This is a genomic window from Cupriavidus sp. YAF13, assembly GCF_052113425.1.
Taxonomy (GTDB): Bacteria; Pseudomonadota; Gammaproteobacteria; order Burkholderiales; family Burkholderiaceae; genus Cupriavidus.
This window is the reverse complement of sequence record NZ_JBFRDD010000034.1, coordinates 10756-25671: the sequence shown is the minus strand read 5'-3', so window position 1 is coordinate 25671 and position 14916 is coordinate 10756. Positions and strand designations below refer to the sequence as shown.

Annotated in this window: 6 protein-coding genes; 2 read left to right on the top strand and 4 right to left on the bottom strand. The window is 65.3% G+C overall.

Going from position 1 to position 14916, the window contains the following annotated elements; genetic code table 11:
• Nucleotides 1–13: 13 nt before the first annotated feature.
• The 3 genes from AB4061_RS25085 to pcaH form a co-directional block, all read right to left on the bottom strand.
• On the bottom strand, nucleotides 14–1390 hold the full coding sequence (locus AB4061_RS25085) for a 3-carboxy-cis,cis-muconate cycloisomerase (protein ID WP_441638563.1): 1377 nt from the start codon (nucleotides 1388–1390) through the stop codon (nucleotides 14–16).
• 108 nt (nucleotides 1391–1498) lie between these two features.
• The gene (gene pcaG, locus AB4061_RS25080) at nucleotides 1499–2077 is read right to left on the bottom strand and encodes a protocatechuate 3,4-dioxygenase subunit alpha (protein WP_416053029.1); all 579 of its coding nucleotides are present in this window, start codon (nucleotides 2075–2077) and stop codon (nucleotides 1499–1501) included.
• A 3-nt stretch (nucleotides 2078–2080) separates the two neighbouring features.
• Nucleotides 2081–2806, bottom strand: coding sequence for a protocatechuate 3,4-dioxygenase subunit beta (gene pcaH, locus AB4061_RS25075; RefSeq protein ID WP_043355917.1), 726 nt, complete (start codon nucleotides 2804–2806; stop codon nucleotides 2081–2083).
• A gap of 95 nt (nucleotides 2807–2901) precedes the next feature.
• Between pcaH and AB4061_RS25070 the strand changes: the two genes are divergently transcribed.
• On the top strand, nucleotides 2902–3852 hold the full coding sequence (locus AB4061_RS25070; RefSeq protein WP_441638560.1) for a LysR substrate-binding domain-containing protein: 951 nt from the start codon (nucleotides 2902–2904) through the stop codon (nucleotides 3850–3852).
• A 7-nt stretch (nucleotides 3853–3859) separates the two neighbouring features.
• On the opposite strand, the gene mdtD is transcribed toward AB4061_RS25070, so the two are convergent.
• Entirely contained in the window at nucleotides 3860–5308 is a 1449-nt protein-coding gene (mdtD, locus tag AB4061_RS25065; RefSeq protein WP_441638558.1) for a multidrug transporter subunit MdtD, read from the bottom strand.
• A gap of 395 nt (nucleotides 5309–5703) precedes the next feature.
• Here mdtD and AB4061_RS25060 point away from each other — a divergent pair, with 395 nt between their 5' ends.
• Nucleotides 5704–14151 carry a hemagglutinin repeat-containing protein gene (locus AB4061_RS25060; RefSeq protein WP_441638556.1) on the top strand — a complete coding sequence of 2816 codons (8448 nt, stop codon included), beginning with the start codon at nucleotides 5704–5706 and terminating at the stop codon, nucleotides 14149–14151.
• The last annotated feature ends 765 nt before the right edge of the window (nucleotides 14152–14916 follow it).

Below are 14916 nucleotides of genomic sequence, written 5' to 3'. Positions count from 1 at the left end.
GGTTCCCGGGCGCTCAATGCTGGCCAGCTTCCTGCCGCCAGGCCGCCAGGACCGCATCGACGAATCCCGCTGCCTGCCCGGCGTAATTGGCCGGATCGCAAACCCGGTCCAGCGCCGCCACATCCATCAACCCCGCATGCGCTGCGTCCTCGGCCAGCGTCGCGCCCAGGGCTTCACGCAATGTCGTGCCTTCGGCCACGGCCCGCCGGCAGGCGCCTTCCACCAGGTGATGCGCGGGCAGCCTGCCAATCTTGCCGCCGAGCTCCAGCATGGCGGCTTCCGCCAGGATCAGCCCGTGCGTCACACCCAGGTTGGCGCGCATGCGCGCGGCATCCACCTGCAATCCTCCCACCACTTCCAGCATCTGCCGCAATGCCCCTGCTGCCAGCGTGACGATTTGCGGCAAGGTGTCCCATTCCGCCTGCCAGCCGCCCAGCGCGCGCTCGTGCTCCTGCACCATGCCGGCCAGCATGGTCGCCACCAGCGGCGGCACGCGCACGGCGGCGGTAAGCACAGCGGCGCAGCCAACCGGGTTGCGCTTGTGCGGCATGGTGCTGGAGCCGCCGCGCCCGGGGCCGGCGGGCTCCGCGACCTCGGCGACTTCCGTTTGCATCATCAGCGACACGTCGCGGGCGATCTTGCCCAGCGTGCCGGTGAGCATGCCGAGCGTGGTGGCTACCTCGACCATGCGGTCCCGGTAGGCATGCCAGGGCGTGGGTGCCACCGCCAGCGAGAGCGCGCGGCCAAGCGCCGTTGCCACTTCGGGCGCCGCGGCGCCCAGGCTAGCCAGCGTGCCGGCGGCGCCGCCGAACTGCAGCGTGGCAGCCTGCGCGCGCGCGGCATCGAGGCGGCGCAGGTCGCGGTGCAGGGCGTCGAGCCAGCCGGCGGCCTTGAGGCCAAAGGTGGTGGGCAGCGCGTGCTGCAGCCAGGTGCGCGCCACCATCGGCGTGTCGCGGTGCTGCGTGGCGAGCGCCGCGCAAGCATGGCCAAGGGCCTTGAGATCGGCGTCGACCGCCTGCAAGGCTTCGCGCAATTGCAGCACCATGCCGGTGTCGATCGCGTCCTGGCTGGTGGCGCCCCAGTGCACGTAGCGCGCGGCATGCGCATCGCGCGCGGCCACGCGGGCGGTGAGTTGCTTGACCAGAGGAATGGCAAGGTTGCCGCCTGCCACGGCAGCGGCGGCCAGCGCGTCGAAGTCGATCTCGCCGGCGCGGCATGTGGCGGCGATCGCCTCGGCGGCGTCCGCGGGGATGACCCCGCAGCTGGCTTCGGCGCGCGCCAGCGCGGCTTCAAAATCGAGCATGCGCTGCACGGTTGCCGTATCGGAGAAAGCGGCCAGCGTGGCGGCGCTGCCGAACATCGGGTCGGTCAGTCGGGATGAAGTCGGCATCGAAACAGGTTCGCATCGGGCATGGAAAAACCCCAGCGCCGGGCCACGATGGGTCCGGCGCCGGGGCTTGGTTCAGCGCGGGCGCGCTGGCAATGGCTGCGCGCAGGATCAGATGTCGAAGAAGACCGTCTCGTCCTGGCCTTGCAGCACTACCTGCCATTGCAGCCTGCCTGCGCCTGCCTGCTGCGCCACCAGCGTGTGGCGGCGCGCGGCGGGCACCTGCGACAACGCCCAGTCGCGTGCGTTGGCCTGCGCTTCGTCCGGGAAGTATAGGCGCGTGGACAAGTGCTTGAGCAGGCCGCGCATGAACAGCGAGACGACGATATGCGGTGCCTGCGGCTGGCCGTCGGGGCCGGGCACGGGGCCTGGCTTGACGGTGACGAAGCGAAAGCTGCCGTCGGGCCCGGTCGGCAGCCGGCCAAAACCGGTGAAGCCAGGCACCAGCGCCGTCTCGGCGCCGTCGCGCGCGTCGTCGGGGTGGCGGTAGCGGCCGGCCGGGTTGGCTTGCCAGATTTCAACCATGCCGTCAGGCACGGGATCGCCCTTGCCGTCGATCACGCGGCCTTCGATCACGATGCGCTCGCCCGTCAGTTCGCTCGCCTCGGCGGTCAGGTCGGCGCGGTCAAGGCCGGACAGGCCGATATGCAGGTAGGGTCCAACGGTCTGGGATGCGGTGGCGTACAACATGGCTTACTCCATCGGCGTGGCATCGCGGCCACGCAGCACGATATCGAAACGGTAGCCGAGCGCGTACTCGGGGACCGTGGTTTCCCAGTCGAAGGTGGACACCAGGCGATCGCGCGCCTTGGCGTCGGGCACGCAATTGAAGATGGGATCGAAGGCGAGCAACGGGTCGCCCGGGAAATACATCTGCGTCACCAGCCGCGTGGCATAAGCGTTGCCGAACAGCGAGAAATGGATATGCTGCGGCCGCCAGGCGTTGTGGTGGTTGCGCCAGGGATAGGCGCCAGGCTTGATGGTCTTGAACTGGTACCGGCCCTGCGCGTCGGTCACCGCGCGGCCTTCGCCGGTGAAATTGGGATCGAGCGGCGCGTCGTGCTGGTCCCGCTTGTGCACATAGCGGCCAGCGGCATTGGCCTGCCAGACCTCGATCAGCGCGTTCGGCACGGGGCGACCGTTTTCATCGAGCACGCGGCCGCTGACCAGGATGCGCTCACCGATGGGTTCGCCGGCGTGGCCGGCGGTGAGGTCGCTGTCGCCATTGCGCACGAACTCGGCGCCGAACAGCGGGCCGGTGACCTCGGACAGGGTCTGGTTCAGCGCCACCAGCGGCTCGTTGGGCGAGCGCAGTGCTGTGGAACCGTAGGGGTCAAAGCGGTATTCCGGCTGGGTGTCCCAGTAGTGGCGGCGATATTGCGCCAGCCCTGGCGGCAGCTTGATGGGCGAGTCGGCCATGATACGTGTCTCCGTGGGGTGGAATTTTCATTACTTTATTTGCAGCTACAGCGCATGTATATTGAGTTTTTAGACTATTTGCATAACTTTTAGATATGCAGCCAACCTTCCGCAACCGTGTCCGCCTGCGCCACCTGCATTGCTTCGTGGCCGTGGCGCAAACCCAGCACCTGGGCCAGGCCGGGGAGCAGCTGGGCCTCAGCCAACCCGCCGTATCGAAGACCCTGACCGAGCTGGAAGCGCTGCTTGGCGCACGTTTGCTAGCCCGCGGCCGGGCGGGCACCGACCTGACCGAGCTGGGCCAGCGATTCTTGCGCCACGCCCTGCGCGTGCTGGAGGACCTGGACGAAGCCGCAGTAAGCGTGACCGGTGCGCACGCCGCGGGCCTTGAGCACATCCGCGTCGGCGCCCTGCCCAGCGTCGTGCCCGACCTGCTTCAGGAAGCCGTGCTGGCCTTTCGCCGCACGCATCCGGACGTGGGCCTGGCGGTGCAGACGGGCATGAACCGCACGCTGATCGACTGGCTGAAAGCCGACGTGCTCGATATCGCCATCGGCCGCATGGACAATCCCACGGTGATGGAGGGGCTCTGGTTTGAAATGCTGGACGCGGAGCCGCTGCTGCTCGCCGTGCGCAAGGGCCACGCGCTGGCGAAAGCCCCCCCTTCCATGGCGGAGCTCATGGCTTGCCAGTTGGTGGTGCCCGCGCAAGGCTCGGCGCCACGGCACAGCGCCGAGAGCCTGCTGGCCCGGCACGGCTTCATGCTGCCGCCGGGCGTGCTGGAAACCTCGGACGCTTACCTGGGCCAGCTGGTCACCCTGAAATCCGACGCCATCTGGCTGGCGCCGCGCTGTGCCATGCGCCAGGCGCTGGAAAGCGGCGAGCTGGTACTGCTGCCCATCTCCGGCCAGGGCAGCGAGGAACCGGTCGGGCTGTTGCGCCAGGGCGGCCGCGAGCTCGGCGCTGCCGCCGAAGCCTTTGTGCAGGACCTGCGCGAGCGCGCCGCGGCACGCTCGCACGGGCTGGCTGGCAAACCCAGGGCATAGCCGGCGGCTACATCTCCGTCGCATCCTCGATGCGCTTGCCGGCCAAACGGGCCACGTCAGGGGACAGTTGCAGGAAGATCCACGCAGAGGCCGAGGTAATCAGCCCCACGCAGATAAACGTGGCGTGGAACGCCGGCAGCGCGCTGGTGGCGCCGTGCCGGTCGAAGGTGCCCTGGAAGGTCGCCAGCAACGCGCCGGCCGAGGTCACCGCCAGGCTCATCGACAGCATCTGCACCATCGACAGCAGGCTGTTGCCGCCGCTAGCCCCGGCCGTGCCAAGATCCTTCAGCGTGACCGTGTTCATGGCGGTGAACTGGATCGAATTGACCGTCCCGAAGATCGCCAGCTGCACCAACACCAGCGCCAGCGGCTGGGTGGGAGAGATCAGCGCGAACGACGCCATCGCCAGCCCCACCAGGAAGGTATTGGTGACCAGCACCTTGCGATAGCCATGACGCTCGATCAGACTCGTGGCAAGCCGCTTGGACGCCATGCCCGCCGCCGTGATCGGCAGCATCATCATGCCCGCCTGGAACGGCGAGTAACCCAGGCTGACCTGCAGCGTCAGCGGGATCAGGAACGGCATGGCGCCGTTGCCGATGCGCGCAAACAGGTTGCCCAGCAGCCCCACGCTGAAGGTATGGATGCGAAACAGCCGCAGCGCAAACAGCGGGCGCCGCCGCCGCGCGGCATGCAGGACATAGGCCGTGAGCGAGGCCATGCTGGCAATCAGCAGCATCAGCACGGTGGCATGCTCGAAGCCAAGCTCCGCCAGGCCATCCAGAGAAAATGAAATCGTCAGCATCGAGATCGCGAGCAACAGGTAGCCGCTCAAATCGAACGGCGCCACCCCATGCAGGCGCGCGTTGGGCATGTAGCGCATGGTGGCCAGCCCCCCCAGCAGGCCCACCGGCACATTGATCAGGAAGATCCAGTGCCAGGAGAAGGTCTGGGTCAGCCAGCCCCCCAGCGTCGGCCCGATCAGCGGTCCCACCATGCCCGGAATCGCCACAAAGCTGAGCGCCTGCAGGTACTGGTCCCGCGGGAACGTGCGCAGCACCGCCAGCCGCCCCACCGGCAGCAACATCGCGCCACCCACGCCCTGCACCACCCGCGAGACCACCAGCCAGGTCAGGCTATTGGAATAGGCGCATGCCAGCGAGCCAACGACAAACAGCACGATGGCTGTCTGGAAGATGGTGCGGGTACCAAACCGGTCCGCCAGCCAGCCCGACGCCGGAATGATCACCGCCATGGTCAGCGAGTAGGCGATGATCACCGACTGCATCCGCAGCGGGCTCTCCCCCAGGTTCCTGGCCATCGAAGGCAAGGCCGTATTGACGATCGTGGAATCCAGCGTCTGCATGAAGAAACCGATGGCGACCACCCACAGCATGATCCTGCGGGTGCGGTCGTCGGTGGCGGCGGCGGTGGTGGGAAGAGGCGTGTCTTGCATCGGGATGGGCTGCCCCCGGAACGCAGGTGCGCCGGGAAGATCCGCTGGGTCGCGTACCGTAGCAGTGTAGCGGAGCTTGATGGTGGCGCGCGCGAATTCCTGGACAGCGCCACTCCAGCCACAGGCCTGGCCAGGCCGCCATCCGCTGGCTGAAGTCAGCCTGGCTCGCCTGCCAGAAGCGGCACCCGGCGACCTCGGGACATTCAGCGCTTCATGCCATTCCACTGAGGCTGGATTGAATCGGCGCTTCGGAAATTTCCCGCTTCATTTTCGTACCTGTCCGATTTCAATCCGAATCTCCGCTCGGTATCGTACGTCTGGCCTGGGCCTGGGCCTGGCCCAGCCCCGCTCAAGTATCAACTCGCTTGCATACCCGACTTCTCCCGACACGCAGGATGAACAAGAATATCCATCGCTTGGTTTTCAACGCTGTGCGCGGCATGCTGGTCGCAGTACCGGAACATGCCGCGGGGCGCGGCAAGGGCCGCCAAGGCAACGCCGAACGCAGTGGCCAAGGCTCGGCCTTCGTGCCGGTGCTATGGCTCACCGCGTTGGCAGCCTCGATGATGGGCTTGCCGATGTTGCTGGACCAATCGGTGCACGCGCAATCCTTGCCGATTCAGGTGGACAAGCAAGTGCCTGGGCAGCGTCCGGTGGTGGGGGTGGCGGCCAATGGCGTCCCAGTCGTGAACATTCCCCCGCCCAACCGTAACGGCGGCACTAGCGTCAGTCATTTCATTCAGTACAACGTCGGCCCATCAGGCGTGGTACTGAATAACAGCGGGGCAAACAGCCAGACGCGGATTGCGGGCTGGGTCCAGGGAAACATGATGCTCGGCAACGGCCACGCCGGCAACATCGTGGTCCAGGTCACCCAGCCGAATCCCTCCCGATTGCTTGGCGCACAAGAAATCGCCGGGAACCGCGCCAATCTGATCCTGGCCAATCCGGCGGGGTTGCATTGCTCGGGCTGCGGGGCGATCAACGCGGACCGCTTCACGCTTTCTACCGGACGTCCGGTGTTCGGCGCCGATGGCAGCCTGGCCGGCTTCGACGTGCGGGGCGGCAGCATCGGCATCGGCGGACAAGGCCTGTCCAGCCCGCAGGCGCAGGTCGATCTGCTGGCGCGCTCGATCCACGTCAATGCGCAGCTGTGGGCCAGGCACCTGAATGTGGTCGCGGGTGCCAACCAGGTCGGCTACCAGACCCTGAATGCTACCGCGCAGGCGGGCAACGGCCCTGCCCCGCAGTTCGCGCTCGACGCCTCGGCGCTGAGCTCCATGTATAGCGGGGCGGTCAAATTGATCGGCACGGAACGCGGTGTCGGCTTTCATCTCGGCGGCGGCGTCACCGCCCGCTCGGGCGACATCGTGGTGGACAACAACGGCGACGTGCGTATCGTGCCAGGTGGCCGCCTGCAAGCCGAGGGCAGCGCCTCCGTCACCGGCGCCAACATCAGCAACGCGGGCACCATCACCACGCGCGGCGGCATTGCCGCGGCCACGCCGGGACAACTGAGCAACAGCGGCACCCTGGCCGCCGGCACCGATCTGCTGGCTCAGGCCGACCGCATCGCCAACAGCGGCACCATTGGCGCGGGCGTCGATGCCAATGCCAACGTGACCGGCGCGGGTACGGCCCATCTCGCCGCGCGCACGGCCATCCAATCCCTTGGCACCATCGTGTCCGGCGCCAACACCAGGCTGTCGGCCCCCACGCTGGACCTGTCGAACGGCAAAGTCGTTGCGCACGACACCGCCTATCTGTCGGCGGCGGGTGACATCAACCACCAGAACGCACGGCTGGAAGCCAATGCCGTACAGCTCAACGCTGGCGGCACGGTGGACAATCGCGGCGGCGCCATCGCCGGGGGCGTCCATGGCGGAGCCGTCCAGGGCGCGAACATCCTGAACCAGGATGGCGCCATCACCAGTAGCGGCACACTCGGCGTGAGCGCGGCGCAGGCCGTGGACAACACGGGCGGCACCATCGCCGGGACCAGTGCCACCACTGTCGCGGCCGCCGGCACCGTCAATCGCGGCGGCGTCATCGGGTCGGTACAAGACAAACTACAGGTGACCGGAGCGCTGGACAACACCAGCGGCAAGGCGCTCGCCACCACCGATATCACCCTGACGGGCGGCCCCATCATCAACGGCCATGGYCAGATCTCGGCCGGGCAAACGCTGACGGCAGACACCGGCGGGCAGGCGCTGGTGAATACCCTGGGCGTGATCGCGGCGGGCAACATCCAGGCCAGCGCCGGCGCCGGCGCCTTTGACAACCGGGACGGCATCGTGTCAGGACAAGAGGCGCTCACCGTTACCGGCACGGCACTGGACAACACCGGCGGCAAGATGGTGGCAGGCGGCCCGCTGGCCATGTCCGGCGACAGCCTCAGCAACACTGGCGGCCAGGTCGCGTCGAACAGCGATGTCAAGGTGCGCATCGCGGCTACCCTCGACAACACGGCAGGCTTCATCCGTGCCGGTGGCACCCTGGACGCGCAGGCGGGCACCATCCTCAACCGCGACACCCTCTCCGGCACCGACGCAGCCCCGAAGGGCATGGAGGGCGCCAACGTCAGGCTGGCTGCCCATGCCATCGACAATGCCCAGGGCGCGCTGCGCGCCGATGCCTCGCTTGCCGCCAATGCCGCGACGCTCGGCAACACCCGTGGCGAAATCACCGCCGGAGGCACGGCGCAGCTCAATGTGGAGGCCATCACCAACACCGATGGCCTGCTGGCCGCCAACCAGGCGCTGGGCATCAAGGGCAACAGCCTCACCGGGGATGGCTCGCTGCAATCCCATGCGGGCGACGTCACCGCGATCCTGCAAACCGATTTCCGCAACACCGGCACAGTGACCGCGGCGCGGGATCTCAACATCCTGATCGAGGATGCCCAGGGCAATGCTGTCGGCGATATCACCAATGATGGCAAGCTGGAGGCAGGCCGCGACGCCGATGTCCACGGGCGCAACGTCACTAACTCGGGCGAGATGTCCGGCCGGGTCTCCAACACCGTCCGCGCCGGTCAGGCGATGCTCAACAAAGGCCTCATCGACGGCGGCGCCGTGCGCATCCTGGCCGGCACCACCGTCACCAACATCGACCGCATCTTTGGCGACTCGGTGGCCATCGGCGCCGGCCAGCATATCCTGAACGACATCAACCCCGCCACCAGCCAGGGGGCCGTGATCGCTTCGCGCAGCGGCGGCATCGAGCTGGGCGCCCCGGAGATCGTCAACCGCGAGCACGCGCTGGTCTACTCGTCGCAAGACCTGAACGTGGGCCGCGCGCTGGATGCCAGCGGCAAGGCAACCGGCCAGGCCGATGCGCTCACCAACGCCTCGGCCACCATCGACGTGGCGGGCGGCGCCAACTTCAATGTTGCCGCCCTTGCCAACCGCAACGACCACTTCCGCACCGAACGCACCGATACCGGAACAGTGCATGCGTTCTACTATCGGCTAGATGGCAGCGCCGAGAAAATCGACCCAAGCACTGCGATGCTCGTGCTGCCAACGGCATCGGGTGCCATATTTGGCCACATCGCCAGTCACGGCGATGACCTGGCCTACCTCGGCGACGACGACTACAAGCGCCTGCTCCTGCCTTCGGCCCAGTACCCCTTCAGCGTGTTTGGCCCCCCGTTCGACTGGGCCCGCCAGGCCGATGGCACGCCGGGACAGAACGACAGCCGCTCCTCCGGTCCAAACTGGCCCGTGGGCCTGGCGATGCTGCCGTTCGCGCCGGACGCGCATGGCAGCCTGGAAGCCGATCATTTTGTCTACAAGGCTGACGACCCGATCTGGGACAAATTCGGGATGGCCCGGCCCGGCGCGCTGCCTCCCGTACCCTCCCCCTGCCTGGATGGATCGCCAGTGGCCTGCCATACGCAATACCGGGCTGATCTGGTTGCCTACCATGCCGCAAAGGCTGCCAGCAAACCGCTTTACGAAGCCCTGAATGGCAAGATCCAGGCATTCAACAGCGACTATCAGGGGCGGCTGGTGAAGTCCTGGACTATCGAACGGCGTGACACCCGCGTGCAGGACGAGGTTGTCGCCCACACCGATCCCGCCCGCATCCTGGTGGGCCGCAACGCCAACTTCACTGGCGCGGTCACCAACGACAAAAGCCAGATTCTCGTTGGCGGCACGCTTGCTGCCGGTGACGGCAGCGGCGGAGTCAACAACCTTGCGTACGATGCGACACGCATGGAGGACACGACCGGCACCAGCCAATACACCCGCCCATGCAAGCGCGGCCGTTGCTACGACAACATGGGCGTGCCAGCGGTACATCTGGAAATTCCGAACCAGCTCGCCAAGGGTGAAGCGCTGGAATACCAGGTTGTGAACGGCACTGGCACGATCGTGGCGGACAAGGCCGGCACCGGCCCGATCGCCGCCGCGCCGACGCTCACGCAGATCTCGCTCGGCACGGGGGCCGGAGGCCGCCTGGGCGGCGACGTCATCCGGGCCATCTCGCCGTCGCTGGCAATGCCCGACAACGCGCTCTTCAAGATTCACGGCGAGCCGGGCACGCCTTACCTGATCGAGACCGACCCGCGCTTCACCAACCAGCGCCAGTGGCTGTCCAGCGATGTCATGCTCACGCAACTGGGCCAGGACCCCACCCACGTGCTCAAGCGCCTGGGCGACGGCTACTATGAAGCCCGCCTGGTGGCCGATGCCGTGATGCTGGGAACCGGCCAGCGCTTCGTGGGCGACTACACCGACAACGAGGCGCAATACAAGGCGCTGATGCAGTCAGGCGTCGAGTTCGGCAAGCAGTTCCACCTGAACGTGGGCACTGGGCTGACGGCGGACCAGATGCGCGCGCTCACCACCGACATCGTATGGCTGGTCGAGAAGACGGTCACCCTGAAGGACGGCACCACCCAGCGCGTGCTGGTGCCCCAGGTCTACCTGAAGGTGCGCGAGGGCGACCTGAAGGGTGACGGCACCCTGATGGCCGCGCGCGATACCGTCATCCAGAGCGATGGCGACGTGAAGAACACGGGCACCATCGCCAGCCGCGGCGTGACGCTGATCGACGCGGCCAATATCCACAACGGCGGCGCGCTGTCGGCGCGCGTCATGGGGCTGAGCGCCAGGCAGGACATCAACAATCTCGCCGGACATATCACGACGGGTCAGCTGGCAGCCACGGCAGGCCGCGACATCAACCTGACCACCACCACCGCCTCCGGAGCCGGCGGCAGCGGCAACCTCGCGGGCAGCCGCGCCGTGATCGCCGGCATCTCCAGCGTGGCGGCTGACAACGCCACCTTCGTGGCCGGGCGCGATATCAACACCAAGGCCGCGAACATCCAGGCCACCGGCAGCGTGGGCATGGCGGCGGGCCGCGATATCCACCTTGGCACGGTCGAGGTCAGCGAATCAGAACGCCTCTACAAAGACGCAAAAAACAATGCAGCGGTATCGCGCAGCGCGGAAATCGGCACGCAGGTCACGGCGGGCAAGGACACGACCCTGAGCGCCGGGCGCGACGTGAACGCCACCGCCGCGTATGTCAGCGCAGACGGCGCACTGGCCGTGGGCGCGGGACGTGACATCAACGTCAAGGCCGGTCAGGCAGCGAGTTCCGTACGCGACGAGCACGCCTACCAGGAAAGCGGCTTCCTGTCGAAGACGTCCACCCATACCATCGATGCCAACAGCCAGACCGAGGCGCTGGGCAGCACCTTCTCCGGCGACACGGTGGCCATGGCGGCAGGACGTGACCTGGCCGTCGCGGGCAGCACCGTGGCGGCCACGCACGACGCGAGCCTCGGCGCAGGGCGCGACCTGACCATCGGCACCACCGAGACCACCTCGTCCGCCTACACCTACAAGGAAGAGAAGAATTCGGGGTTCGGCGCCACCGGCTCCGGCCTTTCGTACGGCAACCGCGCCCAGAAGGACACCACCAACGACAACGGCACGCAGCAGGTGGGGAGCCTGGTAGGCAGCACGGACGGCAGCGTCCGCATGAATGCGGGCAGCACCCTCACGGTCACCGGAAGCGACCTGATCGCCAAGCAGGACATCACCGGCGTGGGCGCGGATGTCAACATCGAAGCCGCGCAGAACCGCCAGCACCACGACGAAACCCACGAGGTCAAGCAAAGCGGCTTCACGCTGGGCGTGTCGGGTGGCGCCATCGGCGCGGCCATCGCCGCCGGGAACAAGGTCAACTCGGCCAGTCAAAGCCAGGACGGCCGCGCGGCCGCGCTGTGGGGGATCGCCGCCGCGCGCGACATTGCCGACACCGGCAGCGCATTGGCGCAGGCCGGCGGCACCCCCCTGGCAGGCGCCGCCGTTACGCTCTCCTGGGGCACCAGCCATAGCAAGCAGACCATGACGCAGGACGCCACCCGCCACAACGGCGCCAACATATCGGCAGGCGGCACAGCGGCCTTCGCCGCGACGGGCGTGGATGCCAACGGCAACCAAACGGCGGGCAACCTCAACATCGCCGGCTCGAACATCGACGCCAACAAGGTGGCGCTGGGAGCCAGGCACGATATCAATATCGTTTCGGCCACCGACACCAACGAGAGCCACAGCACCAACAAGTCCAGCAGCGCCAGCGTCGGCGTATCGTATGGCCTTGGCCCGGACAACGCCGGCTTCGGCGTATCGGCCTCCGCCTCCAAGGCAAAGGGCAACTCGGACAGCCAAGGCGTCTCGCAAGCCAACAGCCACGTGAGCGGCCGGGAGTCCGTCACCCTTGCATCGGGTAACGACGCCAACATCCTCGGCACCACGGTCAGCGGCAGCAAGGTGATCGCAGACGTGGGCGGCAACCTGAACATCGCCAGCCGCCAAGACACCGAGGAAATGCACGCCAAGCAGGAAAGCATGAGCGGCGGCTTCAGCATCAGCCAGGGCGGTGGGTCCGCCAGCTTCTCCGCATCCAAGGGCAAGGCCAATGGCAGCTATGCCAACGTCAGCGAGCAGTCCGGCATCCATGCCGGCAAGGACGGCTTCGATATCACCGTCAAGGGCAATACCGACCTGAAGGGCGCAGTCATCGCCAGCGCGGCAGGCAAGGACAAGAACAACCTGACCACCGGCACGCTCACCTGGAGCGACATCGCCAACCATTCCGACTACAGCGCAACTTCCGCAGGCCTCTCCGCAGGCGGGGCATTTGGCGCACCCAATGGCCAGCGCAACAGCGGCCAGACTTCCGGCAAGAACACCGGCGGCATCAACCCGATGATTCCGCAGCACGAGAGCGGCAGCCAGGACGGCGCCGCACGCAGCGCAATCGCCGACGGCACCATCACCATCAAAGACCAGGCCAACCAGAAGCAGGAGCTGGCCAGCCTGAAACGGGACACCGCCGGCACCAACAGCACGGTCGGCAAGAACCCCAATCTGGACCAGGTACTGAACAAACAGTCCGACACGATGGCCGCCGCCCAGGCCGCTGGCGAGGCGGTAGCCAAGACAGTGGGCGACGTCGCCGGCACCAAGGAGAAGCAAGCCCGTGCGAATGCCAAAGCCGCCCACGACGCCGGGAATACCGAACTGGAAAACAAGTACCTTGCCGACGCCAAGAACTGGGAGGAAGGCGGCGACTACCGCGCAGTGCTGCACGCCGCAGGCGGCGCGCTTGTTGCGGGCCTGGGTGGCGGCAACGCGCTGGCCGGCGCCGCAGGTGCGGGCGCATCGTCGCTGGCCGCGCCCAAGCTTCAGGCGCTTGGCAATGCGGTATCAGAGAGCGTCGATACCGGTAATGCCGGGTTGAATGAGGCGCTCGGCAACGTGGCGGCCAATATCGCAGCGGGTGGCTTTGGTGCCATCGTGGGTGGCGGATCGGGGGCGGCGACGGCGGCGAATGTGGATCGGTTCAATCGGCAGTTGCATCCGGATGAACAGAAGTGGATCAAGGACAATGCCAAGCGCTTCGCTCAGCAACTCAACGGCGGGCGAGCTCCGTCCGACACCCAGGTCATTGACGCAGAGCAGCGCCTCGCACAACAGGGGTTTCGTCAAGTGCAAAATGGTGCTGGCGGTATTTGGGACCAAGCTGCGAGCGGCTTCTTGAGTCAGGCGCACATGATGCTCCCTGCCGATCCTTCTTGCGCTGCATGCGGAATTAGCTACTCGTTCCATCCGACCGCTGCGCAAAAGGCCAACACTGACATGTATGCCAACTATCTTCCGCAGGACAGGAACAGTAATTTCTACGTGCAGAATGGCCTCACTCAGCCAACTATCGCGGCTGTTGGTGCAGCTAACCAGCGAGCGCAGACGATTAACAATTTGATGGGAGCCGGTACGATCGCGGCACCGGTCGGAGCTGTGCTTGCCATTGGCGGCCCCATTGCGACAACCGTTGGTGGGGCATTGGGATATTCGGTTATCGGCTTCTCTGCAGGCAGCGGTATGGATGCGGCCGGCACGTATGCCCAAAGCGGGACAGTGAGGCCGATGCAATCGCTCTTTGCGGGAACCGTCGCGGCGATTGCTACGCCTATTGCAGCCCCTATGAATCTGGCTGGGAATATGGTCGTGGCCGGAGCAGCGGGAGCGACAACAACACTATTTAATAACAGCTACTATGGAGAGTCGAATAGCCCCTATTATTCCGGCGCAATGTGGGCACTCGGTGGCGCACTGGGATATAACGCCGCGATTGGCGCTGGAAAAATCACTGCAGCGACATTACCAAGAATTCTATATCCGGGCGGCATAAATCCAAACCTTCCAATTCTATTGCAAGGCACTCGAAACATGCTCCCCGGAAATATCACAACCACAACAGGTGCTGCAGTAGGATCGTGGCCAGCATTCGTTCCCGGCAAGGAGTTGAAGTGAAAAACGTTGTTAGGAAAATTAATGGTTTTTTCTCAAATCCTGGGTGGACCGGAATTGCGACTCGATCTCTATTCTCTATAGCAACCATGATATCAATTCATTGGCTAAGAGATTCAGTTTCTTGGATATCAACAAATATACTACATGACAATTTTTCCATAACTGACAGCACACACAATCGCGCCGTTTTTATAATTACCGCACTTGGTACATTATCCTTGATTATTGAGGCAACGTACGGAATAATACTTTTAATAAAGAACAAAAACTCCGCAGACTCATTCCGTCGACATCAACCTAGGATCGCCGACTCCTCTGCTGCCCCTCCACATAATCAAAAACAATGAAAGTAATTAATAAAATATGGATCATATTTCAAGGAATATTTTCGCCGTGGATTATGTTGATTCCACTCGCGATATTTCATCTACTGGGCTTTAACGTCACTACCAAACACTACTATCTTGTGTCCGGTCTATGTCTGGTGTGGACGCTGGTCTTCGCACTTTGGTTCTTATACGCGTGGATAAAAACCAGAAAAATGGAGCGTCAAGATAGCAATAGCAGGCACGGAAATACATAGATGGCCGTCAGCGCGGGACCGCCAATCCCGCCTCACCCTGCTTCTTCATCAACAGGGTGCGCGGGGAAGATGCAGAGGACCTCGCATGGCTCGAGGCTGAGGCCGGCAGCCTGCCCGCCCAATGCGTCGACCGCAAGAGGCTGGACAGCATCCAGGACTATTTCTCCGCGCGTCCGCTCGCC